We start from the raw sequence: 22,242 nt of genomic DNA, 5'->3' as shown, positions 1-22,242 counted from the left end.
ACACCGAATACTCCCTTCTTTTCCAGCTTTCTGCTCTCGTCGACCCGTTGCCCAAAGGAGTCATATCACCATGAAACACGTCATTGCCGTTACGGCGCTCATCCTCGTCGGACTTGTTTTGCCGGCGAACGCCGATGTTAACGCTATGGTCGTCAAATCTACTGCGTACACCTCACACGGTTCTCAAACCCACGGCGACCCCTTCAAAGCTGCCTGGGGTGACCGTCTCAAACCGGGAATGAAAGCCATCGCTGTTTCAAGTGACCTCATTCCCCTCGGTCTGAAACGGAGAACGAAAGTTACCATAGATGGTCTTGAGGGAGAATTCCTCGTCCTCGACAAAATGTCCAGACGATGGAAGCGTAAAATCGATATCTATTTCGGCACCGACCTCAAAGCGGCTCGCAAGTGGGGCCGACGCAAAGTGACAATCCGCTGGAAAAAATAAACGGATGTCAGGTGACGAAAAAAAAAAACGGCTCGCACATTGTAGCGAGCCGTTTTTTTTGAGAGGGCATTTCTATGCCTTGAATAATCGAAGAAAGATGCGCGGTTTCTGATACGCATCAACAAGCTCGGACAAGCATTCCAATGTCCAGCGATCAGCAAAATAATCTTTAACATACTCAAAGAGCAGAAAATCGCCGTTTTGGATATATTTCTCAGGATATAACGCCAATAAGGCTTCCGGTGTCGTCTTCAATTCCTTGTTGATCCAGTAAATCTTTTGAATGGAGAGGACGATCTCTTTATCTGTCAAACACTCAACGGCATGGAGTGCCGAGTCGATCATTTGCCCGCCAATAAATGATTTGCCAATAAATTCGACAAGCATGGCCACATCAAAACGCTGCTGACGTAAGGTCGAGTCTTGTTTGTAAATATCATGCGTTTCAAAAGTCACCCCATCCATCTCAAACGCATCGGCCAATTCTCGGGCGGCAAGAATCACCCGATCGGCATAATCTACTCCCAATACACTCGACGCCCCGAGGCGTTTTGCTTGAAAACTGAAAAAACCGAAATTGCAGCCGAGATCGGCAACCGTTTTCCCCGAGAAATCCACACAGGAAAAATCTTGTAAAATTTGATCGTCTATAATTTCCTTGCCGGGCAGAAGCACGGCAAAGTCGGGATCATAGACAGTCCGGTACAGATCTTCTTGCGGTAAGGTCTCGACTATGGAGTAAAATTCATCCAGAGACACACCCCCTCCCTTGGCTTCTGTTGTGTGGAGACTCTTTTGAAGATTCGTAATAACTGTTTTTAATACATTGCTTACGCCGTCTACGGCTTCTGAGAAGCAAGAGCCTGCCAAATAATGGCCGCTTTATTTTTGCCAATGCCAGGGACCGCAGCCAAAGCCTCTTCACCGGCCTTGCGCATGTTGTCCACACTCCCAAAAGCATCCCAAAGACGACGTGCTGTCTTGGGGCCAACCCCAGGTACAGCCAAAAGTTCACTGGCGAGGCCGGCTTTTTTTCGTGCTCGACGCTGACCGCGGATAACAAAATCGTGGGCCGTATCGCGTAGGCGCTGGAGAAACAGCAATTCCTGGCTTCCGGGCCGAAGATTCAGTGAATTCTTCCTGCCTGGCCGAAAAATGACATCTCCAAGCTCATGCTTGGCGCGTCCCGCTTTGGCAATGGACGCAATTTCAAATAAACCAAGTTGACCAGCATCTTCAAGAGCACGCTCCACGGCGCGCAACTGCCCTTTTCCACCGTCTATCAACGCAAGATCAGGCCACGGCGGGCCTGAATCGAGTCGACAGCGCACCCATTCCGCTAAGGCAAGATAATCGTCACCCGACCCTTCAGCCTCTTCCGGCGCATATATTCGATATTCGCTTTTTGCCGGATGTCCATTTTCGTAGACGATTTGTCCAACCCGAGTATTGGTACCGCCCAAGTGCGAGACATCAATGGTTTCAATCCGCACTGGGTCACGCCCAAGTTTCAGAGCATGCCGTAACAGCGCCACAATACGATGCTTCGACCCGTCGCCCGCTTCGACAACAGCCTGAAGCGCATTAGTCTGAGCCAACGCCAGCAACGGCTTTTCATCTTTTTTCACGGCGTGCGTCAAGCGCACGGGATCTCCACGCCGTTCCGTTAAAACTTCAACAAGTGCGTCAATGATATTTTCATCATCGTTCACGAGGTTGACCGTATCGGGAAGCAGAATGCGGGGAGGAATAAACCGTTGCGGACCATAGAACTGCCCCAAAAATCCTAACACCGCTTCTTGGATGTCATCTTCTCCGCGATCAGACCAAAAATAATTTTTCCGTCCAATAACCTGGCCCTGCCGAACAAACAGAATACACAACCCCAACCCGGCCCCGGTAACGGCCGTATCTACAACATCAAGATCTTCAAGTCTCGGCAGTACGGCGGCTTGTCCCTCAACAGTTTTCCGCATGGCCTTAACGAGGTCTCGTAATTGAGCCGCTTTCTCAAAATCCATGGCGTCGGAAGCCGCATACATCTCGCGTTCCACACTTTTGATGACTTCTTGCGAACGCCCCCGCAGAAAATCCTCCACACGTCGCACCAACCGCCTATATTCCTCTTTGGAAATCGCATTGACACACGGTGCCAGGCATTGCCCGATATGATGATACAAGCACGGCCTGACCCGGTTTCGAAACGATTTGTCCGAACATTTCCGGATCGGAAAAATACGGCCTAATTCCTTCCAAGTGGCTCGTGCCGCCGACGAGGAGGTGAAAGGGCCAAAGTAGGTGGCTTTATCGGCAAGAACATTCCGGGTAAATGCCAATCTGGGAAAATCGACAGTCTTATCGATTTTGAAGAGAATATATTGTTTGTCGTCGCGAAGAACGATGTTGTAATGCGGACGATGCTTTTTAATCAGGCTCGCCTCAATCAACAACGCTTCTTTTTCTGATTCGGCGGCAAGTGTATCAATTGATGCGATCTTCGCCACCAGAGCAGCGGTTTTCGGCGCGATGCCGGTTTCACGAAAATAGGAAGAGAGCCGAGCGCGCAAATTTTTGGCTTTCCCGACATAGAGAATCCGTCCCTGACTATTTTTCATGAAATAGACGCCAGGCGATGTGGGATAATCTGCCGGTAAGAATTGGAATCGAGTATCATTGGACTTCATTGACATGGGGCCATTAGCATGCACATGTTCGATCATTTAGACAAGTCTGTCCGTCTTGCTCTTGACGATTTGCCAGTGTACACGAACTCCAATTCCCTATTTCCGCGAGGAAAATATATGAAAAATTCTCTCTGGCGCGATCAACCACGTGCTGCATATATCGGTTCGGGAAAATATCACCCCGAAGCGGAATCGCTCGCCTATACATTGGCTCGGTCTGCCGCATCGGCCGGAGTGCTCACCGTCTGTGGGGGCTTAGGCGGTGTCATGAACGCAGCCTGCCGCGGTGCGAAAGACGGGAATGGCTTGACCATTGGCATTCTTCCCGGCATCACCGCAAACGATGCCAATCCATATGTCGATATCCCCATTGCAACAGGACTCGGCCACATGCGGAACGCACTTGTTGTGCAAAATGCAGATATTGTTTTTGCTTTTGCCGGTGGAGCGGGCACTCTCTCCGAAATTGGATTTGCCTTAAAATTGGAAAAACCGGTTATTGCTGTTGCGGCCTGGAGAGAATTGACGGCTGTTCTTCTCGCGACATCGGCACACAAGGCCCTTGAATTGGGTCTCGAACGTCTTGGCATTGCATCATAAACCAACCTTCCCAAGCAACAGGAGTGCAAGTAGAATCATGGAAGAAAATATTCTTTGGGCACCCTGGCGTATGGACTATATCCTTGGTCCAAAGCCTGACTCATGCGTGTTTTGCCTGCCTGAGACAACTACGGAAGACCGTGAACGCCTTGTTCTGACACGAGGACGTCACGCGTATGTTATAATGAATAAATTTCCATATAACTGTGGCCACCTCATGGTGGTGCCGTATCGTCACGTAAGTTGTTTGACGGATCTCAATCAGGCCGAATCCGAAGAGTGTATGACACTTTTGCAACAGGCGACGGCTGTCATGAAAGAGGCTTTCAACCCCAATGGAATTAACATTGGGTTGAATCTAGGAAGCGCAGCCGGAGCCGGTATTGCCGCGCATCTCCACTTTCAAATGGTACCGCGTTGGAATGGTGATTCATCATTTATGGCCGTGTTTAGTGCAACCCGAGTCGTTCCAGAATCACTCTTATCGACATATGATCGGCTCAAACCACGCTTCGATGCACTGTCAAGAGATGCCTAAGGAGAAAATCCTTGAGATTGGCGTGCAAAGGCATTATCACCAAAATTCATTTGTGCGAAAACACGATGCCTCAACGGCGATATTTTTCAATGTGTGATGCAAATTCGGCTTAAGGCCAAACAATCGGCTCACGGCAAGGCGTCAATTTCAAAAGGAGGGTTCAATGCGCTTCATCAAGGTCCTGCTGCTCGTTATCTTTTTCTTTCTGAGCATGGTGTTCTTCATTCAAAACACGGGTGTGCTGTCGGCGCCCATGTCGTTGAAGATGGAACTATTCAACTACAGCTATACATCTCAGGAATTGCCTTTTTATCTTGTCATCCTCCTCGCCTTCGCAGTTGGTGGAATTTTCTCACTGCTGTATTTTATCGTGGACAAAGTTGTCCAGATGACCGTTATTTCCAAGCAAAAAGCAAAAATCGCTTCTCTTGAGCGCGAAGTCAGCGCGCTGAAGAGCGCTGCCTCCGAACGGGTCGAATCGACCTATCCCGCTGCCACGCCCAGTGATGAGGCCGAGGAGTCCGAGCAAACCGCGTAGTCGAAGACGTCCTTGCATCCTAAAACGCGTTCGGCGTCCTGTGGCTGCGTCTCTTGACGCTTCTGTCCGGGTACATTTCGAACGCGTTTTTTCTTTGAAACGCCAAGTCACTCTCCCCGCAGTCACCATCCAAAGCTGCTCGCGGGGATATAATACTTACAGTCCACAAGGCGAATATTGTGAAGGCTTCACCTGTCAAACTGACCCCCATGCTTGAACATTATCTGCGTGTTAAGGATGAATATCCTGACGCGTTGCTGTTTTATCGCATGGGTGATTTTTATGAACTTTTCTTCGAGGATGCGCATGTTGCAGCCAAAGAACTGCAAATCACCCTGACCTCACGCAACCCCAACAGCGAAGCCCCCGTTCCCATGTGCGGAGTGCCTCACCATGCCGTACAATCCTATCTCGCACAGCTTCTGGACAAAGGCTTTAAAGTCGCCATCTGCGAACAGGTGGAAGATCCCAAAGAAGCCAAAGGCCTGGTCAAACGGGAAGTAACCCGCGTGCTCACTCCGGGTACGGCGATTGACGACGCCAATCTCCCGGCCAAAAATCACAACTTTCTTGCCGCACTCTATTGGGACACGGAAGCCAAAGCCGGTGGCCTTGCATGGGTGGACTATTCCACGGGTGAATGGACCGGACTGTCGAGCCGTGACGAACCTCGACTCTGGCAATGGGCCGAAAAGATCGGTCCCCGTGAACTCTTGCTGCCCGATGGACGTGACCTGCCGCGCCCGTTACACCACCTGGGCATTAAGACCTCCTTTTTGCCGATAAAACCAGATTTCGACCTGGCTGCATCCCGCGATCGCATTCTGACAGCGCAAGGCGTTGCCGACTTGTCTACTCTTGATGTCGAGGACAAGCCGCAACTCGTCCGTGCTATGGGGGCACTGCTCGCCTATCTAAAAAAGACCCAGAAACAAGACTTCGCGCATCTGGGCGCCTTCTCGCCGCTCAATCTTTCCCGGCATCTTCTCGTTGACGAGGTGACCGAGCGCAACCTGGAGATTTTTCGCCGGTTGGACGGTCGCAAAGGCAAAGGAACGCTGTGGAACGTTCTCGATATGACCATGACGGCCATGGGCGGCCGGCATCTTGAATCACGCTTGCGCCAACCCTGGACCGATATGAATGCCATACAGCGCAGTCATGATGCGGTGGAATTTTTCACCGGACAAGCTGACTTGCGAGCCTCGCTCCGCAATGCGCTGGACGGCGTCTATGATCTGGAACGACTCAGTACCCGTATATTCCTCAACCGAGCAGCTCCAAAGGATTTTGTCGGATTACGCCAGAGCTTGCTTCGTTTGCCCGATATCCAGACGTTGTTTCAGCATCCCATAGACGCAACGTCCTACTCCACGGATGACGCATCGAACCTGCCCGATGCCATTTCCGAATTGCTCAACGATTTCGATGATCTTGCCGACATTGCCGAACTGCTTTCGCGTTCTTTGGTCGACTCTCCGCCCGTCACGATTACCGACGGTGGCTTATTCCAAAAGGGGTTCAATCCCGAACTCGACGAACTCATTGAACTGACTGAACACGGGGAAGGACTCCTCAAAAATCTGCTTGCCGATGAAAAACAAGCCCACAGCTTGCCTCGCCTCAAACTCGGATACAACCGGGTCTTCGGGCATTACTTCGAGCTTCCCAAATCGGAGACAAGTCCGCCCGAACACTTTATTCGACGGCAAACGCTGGCCAATAGCGAACGCTACATCACCGAACAGCTTAAAGAGCTTGAAGACAAGCTCATGTCGGCCAGCGAAAAACGCAAAAATGTAGAATATAAACTGTTTTCCCAATTGCGGGAAACCGTGGCAGCAGCCCGACCGCGGTTCATGTCCATGGCGCGCGTGGTCGCGGAACTTGATGTCCTCCAGGGACTGGCCGAAGCGGCGATCAAATGGCAATGGACTCGTCCCGTCATGCACGACGGACTGTCCTTGTCCATTCGGGAAGGACGCCACCCTGTTGTTGAAGCCGTTCAGGGCATGGCCGATTTCATCCCGAACGATCTTGATATTCGTGAAGAGACCAAGCTGCTCCTCGTTACCGGGCCAAATATGGCCGGGAAATCCACCGTACTCCGGCAAACGGCAATCATTTGTATCATGGCCCAAATCGGTTCTTTCGTGCCGGCTAAGCACGCTGATATAGGCCTCACCGATCGTATTTTTTCCCGCGTCGGCGCCTCGGATAATCTCGCGCAGGGGCAAAGTACGTTCATGGTGGAAATGATGGAAACGGCTCGCATTCTCCGGCAGGCCGGGAAGCGCAGTCTCGTCATTCTCGACGAAATCGGTCGTGGGACAAGTACCTTCGACGGCTTGGCTTTAGCCTGGTCCGTGGTGGAAGAACTCGTCAACCGCAAGGCCGGGAGCGTGACGGGAATACGTACCCTGTTTGCTACTCATTACCATGAACTCACACAGCTTGAAGGGAGAATGCCCGGATTGCGCAATATCAATATCGCCGTCAAAGAATGGAAGGGCGATATCATTTTTCTCCGCCGTCTTGTCCCCGGCCCCTCTGATCGAAGTTACGGCATCGAAGTCGCCAAGTTGGCTGGCGTTCCAGCCAAAGTGGTCACACGCGCCAAAGAAATTCTCGGCATGCTTGAAGAAAAATCCAAGGATCGTAAAAAGCTGCCCCCCAGCCCGGCCACGGGTCCACGGGGACTGCTTCCCGGATTGGCCGCGCCCGTCGAACCGTCACAACCGGTTTCAACTGGCAACCGTTTTGCAAACGAACTGCACGCCGCGCTTTTGGAATTGCATCTTGACCGGCTCACCCCTTTGGAAGCATTGAATCTGCTTGGTGAATGGAAAGAGAAATGGGGCGCTGTCCCCTACGAAAAGGAGAATTGAATGCACTATTTTGAGTACAAAAACGGCGAACTCTATGCCGAAAATGTCAAGGTGGCCGATCTTGCCGCCACCTATGGCACGCCTCTCTATGTTTACAGCGCCGCCACCCTGCGCCGCCACTTCGAAGCCTTTGATTCCGCTTTTGAAGGCATCGAACACATCACTTGCTTTTCGGTGAAAGCCAACTCCAACCTCAAGCTTCTGCAACTGCTCGGCGAACAGGGTGCCGGGATGGACATCGTGTCCGGTGGCGAACTGTTCCGTGCCCTTAAGGCCGGTATTCCTGCTGACAAAATCGTCTATTCCGGTGTTGGCAAACGCACGGAAGAAATCGAAGAAGCCCTGCTTGCCGGTATTCTCATGTTCAACGTGGAATCCATGGGCGAACTCGAACGCATCAATGCCGTGGCCAAAGACTTGGGAAAAGTTGCCCGCATCAGCCTGCGTATCAACCCCGATGTCGACCCCAAGACCCACCCGTATATTTCCACGGGTATGAAAAAGAACAAGTTCGGCCTCGACATCGAACAATCGTTACTCGCCTACAAGGCCGCTGCCGAAATGGAAGCCATTGAGCCGATTGGTATCGATTGCCATATCGGTTCCCAGCTCACCACCATTGAGCCGTTCCTTGAAGCGCTGGATAAAATAATGGCTTTCCACAAGCGACTCACCGAAGCCGGTATCACAGTCAAATATCTCGACCTCGGCGGCGGTTTGGGTATCCCCTACGATGCCGAAGAGCCCCCGCATCCCACAGAATTCGGCAAAGCCATCACCGATGCTCTCGCCGGAACCGATCTGACGCTTATCCTGGAACCGGGCCGCGTCATTGCTGGCAACAGCGGTATTCTCGTCACCAACGTGGTGTACACCAAGACCACACCGAGCAAGCATTTCGTTATCGTCGACAGCGCTATGAACGACCTGGCCCGGCCGTCGCTCTATGGCTCCTATCACCTCATTTCGGAAGTGGCCCCCAAAGGTCGACCAGAAAAGAATGTCGATGTTGTCGGCCCCATCTGCGAATCCACCGACTTCCTCGCCCGTGATCGTGACCTGCCCGATGTCGAACCCGGTGAACTGCTCGCCGTCTTCTCGGCCGGTGCCTACGGATTTACGATGTCTTCCAATTACAACTCACGCGCTCGCGCTGCGGAAATCATCGTTGACGGCGACAAGGTCATCGTTGCCAGAAAACGCGAAACCTACCGCGATCTCGTCGAACTCGAATTGGAAAGCATTGAAGGATAAGAGAAAAAGAAGAAAGATGAAGGAGGTAAGCTGACGCCTTCGGCGCGAAAGGCATGCCTCTGGCGGCTGGGGAGGATTATCCTCCCCAGACCCCTTGAGATGAAAAAGGGGACGTCTGGAATGTGGTGTTATTTCGATATTGTGAAGAGATGAAGCAATTCAATTTCTGTTGTTATTACCCACCTCCTTTTACTCCATGGGCTCGAAGAAAATCAGTTAGTTCTGTTCTATTCGCAATAAGCACCAATGAATAGCGTTTTTTCCCCTGTTGAATATACATTGAACTCCCACGACCATACACACCAAACCCTGTAATATCAGCTAGTGGGATTTCCAGCCAACGATATCGTGTTCGTAATACTTTGATATAAAGCACACCATCAACAATAACACAATCCGCATTATAGTCCTCAAAAGAACCAAAAAGAAGTATAAGAGCAACAACCAAAGCAATAACAGATCTAAATAAAACCAATACAATAGCATGTTCTTCAAATAACAAAGAATAGAGCAACGCTCCAAAAGAGAACGCAACAAACAAAACAGAAAAAGTAAAGAATATTTTTCTCTTCTTTATAAAAAAATCAATTGGTTTTTCATTTAATAAAAGCGCTTCATCTCCTGGAAATACTTTCTTATCTCTATACAACGAATAAATATACCCTGAAAGAAAACCAATCATACATGCGAATAACCAAAAGAGAAGAATATACCAATGCGAATTAAAGGCCATGCTCTCTGTTACCTTCTGTTATTATGAATACAATAACGAAATCAATTACTTCAAAATAAAGACAGCATATCGTTTTAGTGTTTTCAATGCTATCTTACTTTCTTTGTATTCCATGCGCATCGAGATAGCGAAAAAGTTCTGCTCGGTTATTCATGTACCCAAAACCATACATCTTTTTCCCCACGTAAATAGCTCCACGATACCGTGATAACCACTTCCTTTCCGAAGGTACTCCATAATGTGTCACGGTAAGCAACGGAATTGAAATCCATATATACTTTGTTTTTAACACCTTAACATAGATTATTTCATCTATAACAACACAATCACAATTAAAATATTCAAGCGAGCCGATCACGAAAACCATAGGCCAGAGAATAGCAGATAAATACCCAAGGACGACTTGCACTATATCACCATCTCGAAAAACGAGGGAGAACACGGTAATGGCAGCAATAAATGACCCTATAACTATCAAAAGACAATAAAATCCGAAACTCTTCTGCAACACATAATCTATTTTCTTTTCATTAAACCAAAGCATCTCATCACCTGGAAACAGCCTACTATCTCTATATAATGAATAGAGATATCCAGGAAGAAAACCAATCATACATGCGAATAACCAAAAGAGAAGAATATACCAATGCGAATTAAAGGCCATACTCTCTGTTCACCTTCTGTTATCATGGATGCAATAATGAAATCAAATACCTCAAAATGAAGGCAGCATACCGTTTTGGTGTTTTGGACAGAAAAAGACGATGCTTTTTTTCAACACATAATCGACAGCATCATCAGATTCGAAATGGAATTCTCGTCCAGGTGAAGTGAATATTCTTCTATACAAAGAATATACAAAACCAGGAGCCATACCCAAGACCCACGTTGCGAAGTACCACACGACAAAAAACAACACACCTTTTCCTGGCATACTCTATTCCTTGATCCATCTTTCCCGAAAAGCTCTTTGTATTCCTTTGATCAAAAGAGACAAACAACTCCATTTGCACTCTAATCGTTAAAAGTTTCTTGAGTCGCCGAAGGCATGTATTCGTTTTTATGTCTCTACAGTCCGTTCAATATACGTACTAAAATCATCCTGCTTCAGTTCATACTCTCCATCAATCAATGGAGACGAAATGAGAAAATCGGCCGAAGAACGATTGCATGCCGTGGGAATATTGTAGAGGACGGCAAGTCGCAGTAAGGCTTTGACATCCACATCGTGCGGATGCGGTTGCATAGGGTCCCAAAAGAAAAACAGGAGATCAATCTTGCCTTCGGATATGAGCGCTCCCATTTGCTGATCGCCTCCCAAAGGCCCGGATTTCAACTTGTGAACGCTGGGAAATTCATCCTGTTGCCCCGACAACGACTCTGTTTCTCGCAATAAACGCTCGACGTGTGCCCCAGTTGTGCCTGTGGCGACAAGTTTATGCCGAACAAGAATATCAATGTTGACAGAAGCCCATTCCAGCAGTTCCTTCTTACAATTATCGTGGGCGACAACAGCGATAGTTTTTCGTTTCTTCATATTCTCATTACTCCTTCCATTATCCAGAAAGTAAATAGCCTTCTCCCCAAAGCGTGACCGCGTTGTTGAGAGTATGCGAAAGAGACGGAAATCTTCGTCTTTTTACGAAGTGAACAACAGGTAATACGAAACAATATATCAGTAAAATGAAATCTTTGGGACGCTGTTTCTCCACAGTCAGCAATTGATATCTCAGACTTCACCATGTTTTCTCTCCGCTTCTTTTCATACCTCTGAAAAAGAGATAAACTGAAACAGTATGCCGTTCTCCCAAGGGAGCTTGGGAGACACAACAACGTCACTCGACGCGCAGGCCGATTGACGACACCATGTTTGTTTTGGAGGAGACCATGAAAAAACGAAATCTTGGAAATTCGGATATAACCATGACGCCGCTTGCTTTTGGCGGCAATGTCTTTGGCTGGACACTGGACGAAACCCGATCATTTGCCATGCTCGACGCGATTGTCGACCACGGTATCGACATGATCGATTCGGCGAATGTCTATTCCGCGTGGGTAGACGGGAATCACGGCGGCGAATCCGAAACCATTATCGGCAAATGGCTGGCGCAATCCGGCAAGCGAGACCGCGTCATCATCGGCACCAAAGTCGGTATGCCCATGGGGGACGGATCCAAGGGGTTAGGCAAGGAGTATATCATTCAATCAGCCGAAGATTCGTTGAAACGACTGCAAACCGATTACATTGACATCTATTATGCGCATCAAGACGATGGAACCGTGCCTTTCGAGGAAACGTTGGAAGCATTTACCAGCCTCATCAAAGACGGCAAGGTCCGGTATATCGCATCCTCAAACTACTCGGCAAAACGGCTCAATGACATCATGCACGTCAGTAAAGACAAAAAACTCCCGCAATTCATCGCCCATCAACCCGAGTATAACTTGTATAGTCGGAGCAGCTTCGAAGGTCCGTTGGAAGATGTATGCGTGCAACACGGTCTCGGCGTTGTCAGCTATTTTTCCTTGGCCAGCGGCTTTCTTTCCGGAAAATATCGGACCAAGGCCGATCTGAAAAACAGCAATCGCGGTGCCGCTTTTCTCGATAAATATATGAATGACCGAGGCTTGCGTATTCTTGCCGCATTGGACGAGGTTGCACAACTTCACAACGCCCCGGTTGCGGCCGTCTCCTTGGCCTGGATCATGAAGCGCCCGAGCCTGACCGCCCCCATTGCCAGCGCCACGACCATCGATCAATTGAAACAACTCGTCCTTGCCCTGGACCTCACGTTGTCTAACGACGATATGGATCAACTCAACACAGCGAGCGCAGACCAATGAGCGATCTTTTCTCCCCCTTCACGTTTAAAGATATGATGTTTCGCAACCACATCGCCATGCCTCCTATGACCCGGTGTCGCTCTTCACAGCCGGGGAACATCCCTAATGCGATGATGGCCACCTATTACGGCCAACGCACTCAAGCAGGACTCATTATCACCGAAGCAACACTGGTTTCCCCCGATGCCCAGGGGTATTCCTTTACGCCGGGGATTCATTCACCGGAACAGGTGGAAGGCTGGAAGCTCGTGACCAACGCCGTGCACGAACGCGGAGGGACTATTTTTGTACAGCTCTGGCATGTCGGCCGCATGTCGCATGCCCATTTCCATAACGGTCAACCACCGGTTGCGCCGTCGGCCATTGCAACACCAGACGGCACCATGGTCTGGATGGCCAATGAACAGGGACAAGGAGAGCTGCGCCGATGCACCCCGCCGCGGGCCCTCACGTTAGATGAAATCGCCCGCATACAAGATGATTTTGCTCAAGCCGCCAAAAACGCCAAAGAAGCCGGTTTTGATGGTGTTGAATTACATGCGGCCAATGGCTACCTGATCGACCAGTTTCTGCGCAAAAGCTCTAATCACCGTGATGATGCCTATGGAGAATCGCCTGAGAACAGAATCCGTTTTCTCATTGAGATTGCTGAACGGATCGTGGATATCTTTCCCGATGGTCATCTCGGTGTGCGATTCGCTCCCCACAACCAAAGCCGCGGCATGAATGATCCCGATACGCCGGAGACCGTTCTGCTTGCCATGAAACACTTGGCCGATATGGGTTTCGGCTATGTCCACTTTGCCGAAGCGGATTGGGATACTGCTCCCGAGGTGCCGCGAGAATTCCGCGCTCTGGCACGCGCTATTTTCCCCAATCTTATTATTGTTGCCGGCAATTACACCCTGGATCGAGCACAAGAGATCCTGGAAAACGGCTATGCGGATTTTGTCGCTTTCGGACGGCCATTTGTTGCAAACCCCGACCTCCCCACACGTCTGAAAAACGGTTGGCCATTGGTCGAACCGGACAGAAGCACACTCTACGGCGGGGATGAAAAAGGCTATATCGACTATCCTGAGTATCAATCTGCATAAACGATTTCTCCGGCAAACGCCCTCATTTGCGAACAAGGACGTTTGCCGCTACCCTCATCGGAAATGTTATCACACCTCACGTCTCGATAGCTTGACCCGAATCGAATGATCATCGTACGGAAAGGCGTGGTCAAGACATGACGCGTTATGCGAATCATCTCTTTCTTCTGCTTCAGAAGAATGAATTTCAACTTCCGGAGATACGTTTTTTCATGTTTTCCCGTGTTACACATTCCATGTGGACCCAAAATCATCCACATCCTCTGTTCTGCCCCACCCGTCTCTATACACAATGGGAGTCGACAGGAACGCTTGGAGCCGTCCTTACTGCCGTATTGGATAGCATCCATCAGGCACATGATTTCCCGACAAAACCACAACAGCTCATCATTACGTACGGAGAATTCACACTCACACTCAAATATGGCGCACTGGGCCATACATCAGGGTTAATTCTCGATGAATACGAAGGCTGATCTGATGACCAGATCACGCTCCTAGTAAAACGTCACGGAAAACGTTGTGCCCCATATGTATAGCGTCCTTTACTTTTCCAGTGTTCCCTCATAATTTTGCAAAACAGTGGATGAGGCTCATGGAGCCAAAGCATGCAGGCATTGCATGCTTGAAAAAAACGTGCCTTGGTATCATTCATTGTGATACAAACACGCGTCCATGACATTGAACAAAGGAATCCCATGAAGAGACGATTTATTCTGATGATGTTTTGCGGTCTACTCGCAGCCCTCACAATGGCTTTCCCCGTCAAAGCACAGGACGATGACCCTGGTGAAGACGAAAACAAAGTCGGTGGCCCGATGTATGTCCCGAAATTCGATGCCACCTGCAATACCATTGCGCAACGATCCGGTAAATCGATCCAGCGATGGACGATGTTCGCCTATGCTTTTTTTGATCCTGACAGCGGCTCAACGATGTGCCTGAACATCCTGTCGGGAAATGACAGTTCTCCGCGCACATTGTCTTATCAACTCACTGATATGAAAGGGAATCTCATCGAAGAACTGGTGCCTCCCATCACAAGCAGTGCAACCCCGCTCCAAGGTTGCAATCTGTGGGATGTCTATTTCGATGACTACAATAAGGACAAAATTACAGATATTGCGCTTCTCATAGGCTGCGCCCCGCCTGACGATGGGAACGTCGGTCGAAATGATAATGTCGTCTATTTGTCCGCCATCAGTGAAGGAACCGTCTGGTTGCGCCAGCGTGAAGATCTGAATCAAGCAATCGCGACCTATACCGACTATGAACAGATGGAACCCGTTATCCGTGCTATGCTTTCCGGAAAATCCTATCCCAAACCACCGACGAGTGCCCCCCCTGCGGCAGCACCAACTCCTCCTCCTCCGCCACCGCCGCCTGCATCCCCTCCACCGGCTGCAGGTTCCAACGTCGGAGCCTGCCATTACACATCAGCGAGCGGCCCGGTCATGCTGACGCCCAATCCGCATAAAAGCCCGGTGACCATGACATTCAACGATGCGACCGGTGCTGTGACCGGCACTTTTGGTGAGCAAGGGACACTGTCCGGCACCAAAAACGGTCCGACAACGGCCGGAATATGGAAATTGGGGAAACGAAGAGGTCAGTTTGAAATCACCAACGAAACATGGGGTTTCTTTGGTAACTGGAAATACAAAAACGATCCAGGTTGGCGCGGTGAATGGGAAGGTGAATTCGTAAAATGTGATTAACGTCTCACCTGCCAAGGTTCCGTTTTCTTTAACGCCCGCTTCACATCGTGTTGCGGGCGTTATTGTTTTGCATTGTTTTACAGCTATAGCACTCTACGCAACCATACCCCTTGGCCACATTTCATGGTACACGTTCCTCACTTCCATACGCAAAGAGTTCCACCCTTTCCTTCAAGCCGAAAAGAGGAATGCCATGGATCGTAGATTTTTTCTCCGCATGTCACTCATCGCAGCAGCTTCACAACTCGCACACTGGGAATTTTCCCGCGCCGCCCCCCTACCTCAAAGTAAAGCAGACTATGATGCCATTGTCGTGGGCGCCGGTCTTGGTGGGCTCAGTTGTGCCGCGTATCTGGCGCGACATGGTTTCAAAACCCTTGTGCTGGAGCAGTCTGGCACGCCAGGAGGATATGCCACCTCATTTCATCGTCAAACCGATAATCGCCGTTTCACATGTGAAGTCTCTTTACATTCTACCGCTCTCAATGCGCCGGACATGCGTGGTATGTTAACGGAACTGGGCGTCTGGAATGCGTTGGAATATGTCGACCATCCCTATGCCTGGGTCTCTCGTTTCCCGGATTTTTCGCTCGAAATCCCGGCCAAAGCCGGCATTGAGGGCTTCCAGCGTCAGCTTCTGCATAAATTTCCCGATGAATCCTCAGGCGTGCAACAATACTTCAGCCTGTGGCGTAACGTCATGACCGAGATGAGTCGCTTGAGCAGCTCGCGCTCCGATCTCGACAAGAAGCAATTTCCCCAAACGTTTCCCACGCTCTGGGCAATCCGTAACAAAACCATCGGACAAATTATCGATCAACATATTCACACTCCGCGCCTTCGTGCTCTCCTGACGCAGAGTTGCGGATATTACGGCCTTCCCCCGTCACAGCTTTCAGCATTTTATTACCTCCTGCCAACGGGAGAATATCTCCAGTATGGTGGACAGTATATCAAAGGAACTTCTCAGGCTCTGTCCCATGCCCTGGCGCATGCTGTGACCGACGCCGGTGGAACAATAGAATACGGCGCCAAAGTCGTTTCCATGCTCATGCAGGATGGTCGCGTGTCTGGTGTGAAAACGCAAGACGGTCGCAAATACACCGCTCGTGCGGTTGTATGTAACGCCAGTGCGCCACAAATCTTTGATCACGTGCTACCCAAAGGCACTCTTCCACAAAAAGAACAGGAGACGATCGCAACCTACACGACCAGTCCGGGAAGTTTCATCGTGTGGCTGGGGCTCAAGGAAGATGTACGAGACCGCCTTCCCTTTCCTGAAGTGGCCTACTTTCCAAGCACTGATGTCGAAAGCAACTTCAAGGCAGCCATGTCGTGCGACTTTGCAAACTCAGGCTTCTCACTCATGGTCTACGATGATCTTGTCCCCGGATTTTCTCCCGCAGGCTGTTCGACGTTATCCCTGATGACTCTGTGCGGATACGAGCATTGGAAACGTTTCGAGACGGATTACATTGCAGGACGCAAGCAGGCATACCACGCCGAGAAAGATCGACTCACGAATATGCTCATCCAGCATGCAGAGCAGCGAGCTTTACCCGGACTTTCCAAAATGATTGTCATGCGCGAAAGCGCTACACCTTTGACCAACCAGCGCTATACCTGCAATACGGCAGGTGCGATTTACGGCTACAACCAAACGGTGAACAATTCTTTCATGAACCGAATCTCGAATACGACCGATGTACCAGGCTTGTATCTGGCGAGCGCCTGGGGCAATCCCGGCGGGGGGTTCGCCGGTGCACTCCTGGGCGGCAAAGGCGCCTTCAAAGCCGTAGCCCAAGCGCTCACAAACAGCGCATCCTAACGATACTCTACGAGTCATGACAACGCCGACACCGCCAGAATACCCCGGCGATGTCGGCGACTGAACATGAGATGACAACGTTTTTTCTTTATTGAAAAACCCTAAATACCCTGTCCGCCGGACACTTCAATACGCTGACCATTGATCCAGCCGGCGCCATCATCGAAAAGAGCGGCAACGGCACCACCGATATCGTCGGGCAAGCCCGCTCGGCCAAGCGCCGTTGTGGCGGCGATATGATCATTGACTTCCTTATTGTCACGCACCACGCCGCCACCGAAATCCGTTTCAATCGCTCCCGGTGCAATCGTGTTGACAGCAATACCTCTGGGACCGAGTTCTTTCGCCATAAAAAGCGTCAGTTCTTCCACTGCAGCTTTCATAATGGCATACGCCGTATATCCGGGATAGACGAGCCGCGTTAATCCCGATGACACATTGAGGATACGCCCGCCTTTTTTCATGAACGGCACCATGGTCTGGCTTAGAAAAAAAGGCGCTTTGATGTGTTCGCGCATCATTTTCATAAACTCATCTTCCGTCGTTTCCATAAACGGCTTATGGATTCCGGTCCCCGCATTGTTGACTAGAAAATCAAATTCGGTGCGTCCCCAAGTGTTTTGCAGGGCACTTTGAACGGACTGAGCAAAACCGGCAAAAGTTTCTGTCCGGGTAACGTCGAGCTGTAAAAATGCAGCTTTTTGCCCTTTTGTTTGAATCGTTTGAACAACAGCCTCTGCCCGATCTTTATTGCTATGATAGGTCAAAATGACATCCCGGCCTTTTTCAGCCAAGTGCAAAGCCATGCTTTTCCCAAGGCCACGACTTCCACCGGTAATGAGGGCTATTTTGGTCATAGGGCCGCTCCTTTCAATTTTTTGATGATACGGTATTGATGAGACGAGGATTGCATCGCCATTTTCTGACCAGAATGCCACAATGAAACGGCCAGAACGCGATATCGTCGTATCGAAAATTACGTAGCCCTACGTGTTTCTGAAATACCCTACATTCCAGGATGATTGCCTATTTCTCTAAAAAGAAAAAAACCGAATTTCCTTAAAAAGGATCAATAACAACACTACCAATCGCAAAAATGGATTGCCATGAACAAGGAACAACAAAAAGAACTCGCTGGCATAATTTCTAGACACGCTCCCACGGAAGGGGAAAATACCACAGCAATTCCTGGAGTTATTGCCTTCAAAGCATCGACGACACACACGGCCTTCCCTACGGTTTACAACCCGTCACTCTGCGTTATCGCCCAGGGGAAAAAACAGGTATTGCTCGAAAAAGAAATTTATCGTTACGGTCCCTCTGAATATTTTCTTGTCTCCGTAGATATGCCGGTAATTGGTCAAATTACCCTCGCATCCCAAGAATCGCCCTACCTCTTGCTCAAGATGGATATCGACCTCAAACAAGTCTCAGAACTTGTCATGCATTCCAGCCATGCGAGGCATACGGACTTCAACACAACGAGAGGAGTCTTTGTTGCGAGAGTTGACGAGATCCTGGCTGACGGAATTCTTCGGCTGGCGCGCCTCTTGGATACCCCTCATGATATCCCTGTTCTGGCGTCGCAAACCATGCGGGAAGTGTTATATCGCATACTCTGCAGCGATTACGGCAATATTGTCGCTCAACGCACACTCAAGGGAAGCCACATGCAGCGTATAGCGAATGCTATTCATCAAATTCAATCTCATATTGATGAAGCTCTTTCCGTGGATGAACTCGCCGAGCTTGTCGGCATGAGTGTCTCGTCATTTTATGCACACTTTAAATCGGTGACCGCTATGAGCCCGCTCCAATATCAGAAAACGCTCAGACTTATCGAAGCGCGAACCCTTATGCTCTCGAATTCCATGGATGCCGCCAGCGCGGCATATCAGGTCGGCTACGAAAGTCCGTCACAATTCAATAGGGAATACGCACGCATGTTCGGTAATCCACCGGGGCGGGATATTCATCGGTTAAAAGAACATGGACATCTTGACGGACGAAAACGAACACTCCGCCCATAATGGAGATGAAGCATATCTTTGAAGAATTCGATCCGTATGATTGCCAATGTCATAAAAAGACAAAAAGCCCCCGAACAATGCGTATCGGGGGCTTTTACATATCTCACACCTTCGCATTCACCACACTGTCAACGGAGTTTCAACGATATGAAGACGAGAAGGTTGATCCGACACTAGGTCAGCATGTGGCGTCCGGTCGTCCCAGTGTCGCCTTTCATTCTTTCGATCAGTGTCTTCATCACCTGCGCTTGTTTCGCCAACTCGACGACAGCTTCAGCCGACTGCTGCATGGTATCCATCGTCTCCGATGAAATGCGGCTAATATCTTCAACGTTCCGATTGATTTCTTCGCTTGCTGAAGACTGCTCCTCGGAAGCTGTCGCAATGGAGCGCACTTGATCCGTTGTGGACTCGACCAGGGAAACAATTTCATGCAATGCTTCACCAGATTGATTCACCAAAGCAGTCGCGTCTTCAATGGTTATCCCCGAGCGTTCAACATTTTCTATGTTGGTTTTGGTACCAGCCTGAATGTCGCGGATGGCATTTCCGACGTCTTTGGTGGCGCTCATGGTTTTTTCGGCGAGTTTGCGGACTTCATCTGCCACGACAGCAAACCCACGTCCGGCTTCACCAGCCCGAGCGGCTTCAATGGCTGCATTCAACGCAAGTAGATTCGTCTGGTCGGCAATATCGGAAATGACATTCATAATCTGACCGATTCCTTCGGCCTGTTTACCAAGCATGCTCATATCCGCTTTCATTTCCTGCGATTGTCGCTCAACATCCGAAATTCTTTGAACGGCTTGGCTCACGACGTTGGCTCCTGCCTCGGCTTTTTGTGCAGCCTCATCGGCTGCCGTCGCAGCATGCGAAGCATTTTGCGCCACTTCAAACACGGTGGCGTTCATTTCTTCCATGGATGTTGCCGTTCCGCTAATACGAAGAGCTTGCTCTTGCGCTCCACGACTCGATTGCTCGATCTGGGCGGATAACTGTTCTGAAGCCGACGTGAGGATTTCCACAACGCCTTCAAGCTCTGTTGCCGCATGAAGCATCCCTTCTTCCTTGGCTCGTTCCGCTTGGGCCTGTGCTTCTTCGGCTTTTGTCACAGCGTGCTTGACTTTTTCGGTTTCCAAACGCGCCTCATCCCCTTTGATCTCGGCCTCGGCAATCTTCTCCTTGAGTCTTTCCACCATAGTACGCAAGCCATCAGCCAGGCGTCCTGACTCGTCTCGCTGGTGCACATCAAGAACTGCATCAAGATCTCCACTGGAAATGCGATCTGAAAAGACAACACATTTTCGTAAAGGTATGGCAATAGAACGTGTGATCAGTAAGGCCAAAACCAAACTCACCAATAGTCCGACAGCAGTACCACCGCTGATCTTGAACAAAACAGAAGACCTCAGTGCCTGTGCTTGGTTATGCGTTTCTTTTGCAATACGCTCGTTCATCTCGGTCAACTGATCAATAATGTCCCGCATCTGCTCAAAGTTGGCTTTGTCTTTGCTCATACATAAGGCCAGTGCGGCTTCGCGCTCTTGAGGAGATGTGGACATGCGTTGTTCGATAACGTGGCGGGAAACTTCTTTCCATTTCGCTCGAAAATTTTCGTACTGAGGAATCAAGGCTTTTTCCTCAGAAGTTAAATCGAGTGCCTTGTATAACTCCCAGCGCTCGGTGGACTGTTTCAAGTTCGATTCATATTCTTTCACCTGATCATCAAAGGCCGAGGTATTCGGTTCGGTGAGAAATAAGGACCGTTCAGCCACAAGAAGCTGCTGAAGGTCTCGGTCAACTTGCAGAAGAAGGTCAAGACTCGATAATCGCACATTGAAAAGATTGTCCAGGTCTTCGCCAATAGCTAACACCCCTCGAATCCCGAACCATCCTATTGCCACAAGCAGTATGCCTAAAACCGCAAAAGAACTCAGTAATCGCATTCCAATTCGCACATCACGAAATACGTTCATGCCTCTCTTCCTCCTTCAATCAAGTACCTACACTGATATAGTCATCTACTATAATAATACTTCTACTGCAAAAGGGGAGAGCAATAAACATTTTCTTCTCAAACGCTATCAAGTCGTTCCAAAATGAATAAAAAGAATTGTAAAAAAAAACTTGTCTCCGGTTTACGACAGCATATGGACATCTCGTACTAGAGTCTCCATGAATGATACTTCAGAATATATTACTTCTATAAACAATCCACTTAACAATTCAATATTTTGGAAGATTCGAGTTCTTTACACACAGAAAATATTTAGAAAATTTATATCAAGATAAATATTGAAGACAATTGGTTTTGATATACTTTCACCTCTACTCAATCAACACATGGTCAGGACTGAAAAAAGGCACATCAAAGAAAATCGGCTGAACACCGAATAAGTTAACAACAATAAACATAGAAGAGACAATTCGTTGGGAGGTACTTTCTTTTCAGTAAAAAATCACCTCGAAATGGTCTCTTTGAATTGTTTTCTTGCCGGACAGCACAACGCAATCAAGTTTGTGTATTACATGGCATACAAAAAACAATAATCGCAACATTTTTATAATAAATACGAATAAAACACTAAAGTCCTACTTCAGTTCAAAGTTCATTCCGGAAGTGGCAGCCTGACGACCACCGTGACGAAAGACCGCGGGGGGCATCATCCTCAAACGATGATCCCTATTCCGTCATCATCGATTCCTACAAACGCCTGGCCGTCAATCCCAGCGCCAGCAGCAAGCGTATTCTCTCCATGATGCGCCTTGCCTATGCCATGAATGCCGACCATTAACCGGCTTTCTCCTCTCCCTATCTATTCTTTCAATACGACACGCCCTTCTGCATTCAATAGATCAATACATAAACTGCGTGACAGCGCAATTGACTTGATTTATGGTTGATAAAAATCGATTAAGTTAACTTTTTAACGTTAAAATTATATTTTTCAACAAAAATATGAGCACATTCAAATTAAATCCATGCAGGAACATCATGCATTCATCATTTCATGGTCAATTCACCCTTCGAAAGAGCATACA

The 22,242-nt window shown here is 49.1% G+C and carries 20 protein-coding genes; 12 read left to right on the top strand and 8 right to left on the bottom strand.

Annotated elements, in window-relative coordinates; all coding sequences use genetic code 11:
- The first annotated feature begins 70 nt into the window (after nt 1-70).
- Complete coding sequence (locus G451_RS0113960) at nt 71-448, top strand: 3D domain-containing protein (protein ID WP_027184743.1); 378 nt, start codon at nt 71-73, stop codon at nt 446-448.
- Nucleotides 449-520: 72 nt separating this feature from the next.
- On the opposite strand, the gene G451_RS0113955 is transcribed toward G451_RS0113960, so the two are convergent.
- Together G451_RS0113955 and uvrC are read right to left on the bottom strand one after the other, a co-directional pair.
- The gene (locus tag G451_RS0113955; protein ID WP_027184742.1) at nt 521-1,207 is read right to left on the bottom strand and encodes a class I SAM-dependent methyltransferase; all 687 of its coding nucleotides are present in this window, start codon (nt 1,205-1,207) and stop codon (nt 521-523) included.
- An 80-nt stretch (nt 1,208-1,287) separates the two neighbouring features.
- The gene (gene uvrC, locus G451_RS0113950; protein ID WP_084448583.1) at nt 1,288-3,168 is read right to left on the bottom strand and encodes an excinuclease ABC subunit UvrC; all 1,881 of its coding nucleotides are present in this window, start codon (nt 3,166-3,168) and stop codon (nt 1,288-1,290) included.
- An 81-nt stretch (nt 3,169-3,249) separates the two neighbouring features.
- On the opposite strand from uvrC, the gene G451_RS0113945 reads away from it, so the two are divergent.
- From G451_RS0113945 to lysA, 5 genes are all read left to right on the top strand, one after another.
- Nucleotides 3,250-3,732 (top strand): TIGR00725 family protein, encoded by a 483-nt coding sequence (locus G451_RS0113945; RefSeq protein WP_034642330.1) that lies wholly within the window; start codon nt 3,250-3,252, stop codon nt 3,730-3,732.
- Between the two features lie 37 nt (nt 3,733-3,769).
- Nucleotides 3,770-4,270, top strand: a complete 501-nt coding sequence (locus G451_RS0113940) for an HIT family protein (protein ID WP_034642328.1) — start codon at nt 3,770-3,772, stop codon at nt 4,268-4,270.
- A gap of 163 nt (nt 4,271-4,433) precedes the next feature.
- Nucleotides 4,434-4,808, top strand: coding sequence for a LapA family protein (locus tag G451_RS0113935; protein WP_027184738.1), 375 nt, complete (start codon nt 4,434-4,436; stop codon nt 4,806-4,808).
- Nucleotides 4,809-4,984: 176 nt separating this feature from the next.
- Nucleotides 4,985-7,696: a DNA mismatch repair protein MutS gene (gene mutS, locus G451_RS0113930; RefSeq protein ID WP_211236354.1), complete on the top strand. Its 2,712-nt coding sequence runs from the start codon at nt 4,985-4,987 to the stop codon at nt 7,694-7,696.
- A complete protein-coding gene (gene lysA / locus G451_RS0113925) occupies nt 7,697-8,950 on the top strand; it encodes a diaminopimelate decarboxylase (protein WP_027184736.1) in 1,254 nt (417 codons plus the stop codon).
- 175 nt (nt 8,951-9,125) lie between these two features.
- Here lysA and G451_RS0113920 read toward each other — a convergent pair whose 3' ends face one another.
- From G451_RS0113920 to G451_RS0113905, 3 genes are all read right to left on the bottom strand, one after another.
- Nucleotides 9,126-9,632: a hypothetical protein gene (locus tag G451_RS0113920; RefSeq protein WP_156921636.1), complete on the bottom strand. Its 507-nt coding sequence runs from the start codon at nt 9,630-9,632 to the stop codon at nt 9,126-9,128.
- A 145-nt stretch (nt 9,633-9,777) separates the two neighbouring features.
- The gene (locus G451_RS0113915) at nt 9,778-10,347 is read right to left on the bottom strand and encodes a hypothetical protein (protein WP_027184734.1); all 570 of its coding nucleotides are present in this window, start codon (nt 10,345-10,347) and stop codon (nt 9,778-9,780) included.
- 396 nt (nt 10,348-10,743) lie between these two features.
- Nucleotides 10,744-11,220: a methylglyoxal synthase gene (locus G451_RS0113905; protein ID WP_027184732.1), complete on the bottom strand. Its 477-nt coding sequence runs from the start codon at nt 11,218-11,220 to the stop codon at nt 10,744-10,746.
- A 350-nt stretch (nt 11,221-11,570) separates the two neighbouring features.
- Here G451_RS0113905 and G451_RS0113900 point away from each other — a divergent pair, with 350 nt between their 5' ends.
- From G451_RS0113900 to G451_RS0113875, 5 genes are all read left to right on the top strand, one after another.
- On the top strand, nt 11,571-12,527 hold the full coding sequence (locus G451_RS0113900) for an aldo/keto reductase (RefSeq protein WP_027184731.1): 957 nt from the start codon (nt 11,571-11,573) through the stop codon (nt 12,525-12,527).
- Nucleotides 12,524-13,624: an alkene reductase gene (locus G451_RS0113895; RefSeq protein ID WP_027184730.1), complete on the top strand. Its 1,101-nt coding sequence runs from the start codon at nt 12,524-12,526 to the stop codon at nt 13,622-13,624. The genes G451_RS0113900 and G451_RS0113895 overlap by 4 nt, the downstream gene beginning before the upstream one ends.
- 212 nt (nt 13,625-13,836) lie before the next feature.
- On the top strand, nt 13,837-14,100 hold the full coding sequence (locus G451_RS0113890) for a hypothetical protein (protein ID WP_156921634.1): 264 nt from the start codon (nt 13,837-13,839) through the stop codon (nt 14,098-14,100).
- Between the two features lie 222 nt (nt 14,101-14,322).
- On the top strand, nt 14,323-15,342 hold the full coding sequence (locus G451_RS34140) for a hypothetical protein (protein WP_027184728.1): 1,020 nt from the start codon (nt 14,323-14,325) through the stop codon (nt 15,340-15,342).
- A gap of 193 nt (nt 15,343-15,535) precedes the next feature.
- Nucleotides 15,536-17,170 carry a phytoene desaturase family protein gene (locus G451_RS0113875; RefSeq protein ID WP_027184727.1) on the top strand — a complete coding sequence of 545 codons (1,635 nt, stop codon included), beginning with the start codon at nt 15,536-15,538 and terminating at the stop codon, nt 17,168-17,170.
- A gap of 101 nt (nt 17,171-17,271) precedes the next feature.
- Here G451_RS0113875 and G451_RS0113870 read toward each other — a convergent pair whose 3' ends face one another.
- The gene (locus G451_RS0113870; RefSeq protein WP_027184726.1) at nt 17,272-18,027 is read right to left on the bottom strand and encodes an SDR family NAD(P)-dependent oxidoreductase; all 756 of its coding nucleotides are present in this window, start codon (nt 18,025-18,027) and stop codon (nt 17,272-17,274) included.
- A 249-nt stretch (nt 18,028-18,276) separates the two neighbouring features.
- Between G451_RS0113870 and G451_RS0113865 the strand changes: the two genes are divergently transcribed.
- Entirely contained in the window at nt 18,277-19,200 is a 924-nt protein-coding gene (locus G451_RS0113865; RefSeq protein WP_027184725.1) for an AraC family transcriptional regulator, read from the top strand.
- Between the two features lie 173 nt (nt 19,201-19,373).
- Here the strand turns inward: G451_RS0113865 and G451_RS29485 are convergent, their stop codons facing one another.
- Together G451_RS29485 and G451_RS35195 are read right to left on the bottom strand one after the other, a co-directional pair.
- Nucleotides 19,374-21,176 carry a HAMP domain-containing methyl-accepting chemotaxis protein gene (locus tag G451_RS29485; protein ID WP_034642326.1) on the bottom strand — a complete coding sequence of 601 codons (1,803 nt, stop codon included), beginning with the start codon at nt 21,174-21,176 and terminating at the stop codon, nt 19,374-19,376.
- A 693-nt stretch (nt 21,177-21,869) separates the two neighbouring features.
- Complete coding sequence (locus G451_RS35195; protein WP_281171566.1) at nt 21,870-21,992, bottom strand: hypothetical protein; 123 nt, start codon at nt 21,990-21,992, stop codon at nt 21,870-21,872.
- Between the last annotated feature and the right edge of the window lie 250 nt (nt 21,993-22,242).

Origin of the sequence: Desulfovibrio inopinatus DSM 10711, assembly GCF_000429305.1 — a bacterium.
Taxonomy (GTDB): domain Bacteria; phylum Desulfobacterota; class Desulfovibrionia; order Desulfovibrionales; family Desulfovibrionaceae; genus Alteridesulfovibrio; species Alteridesulfovibrio inopinatus.
This window is presented reverse-complemented; position numbering and strand designations above follow the sequence as displayed.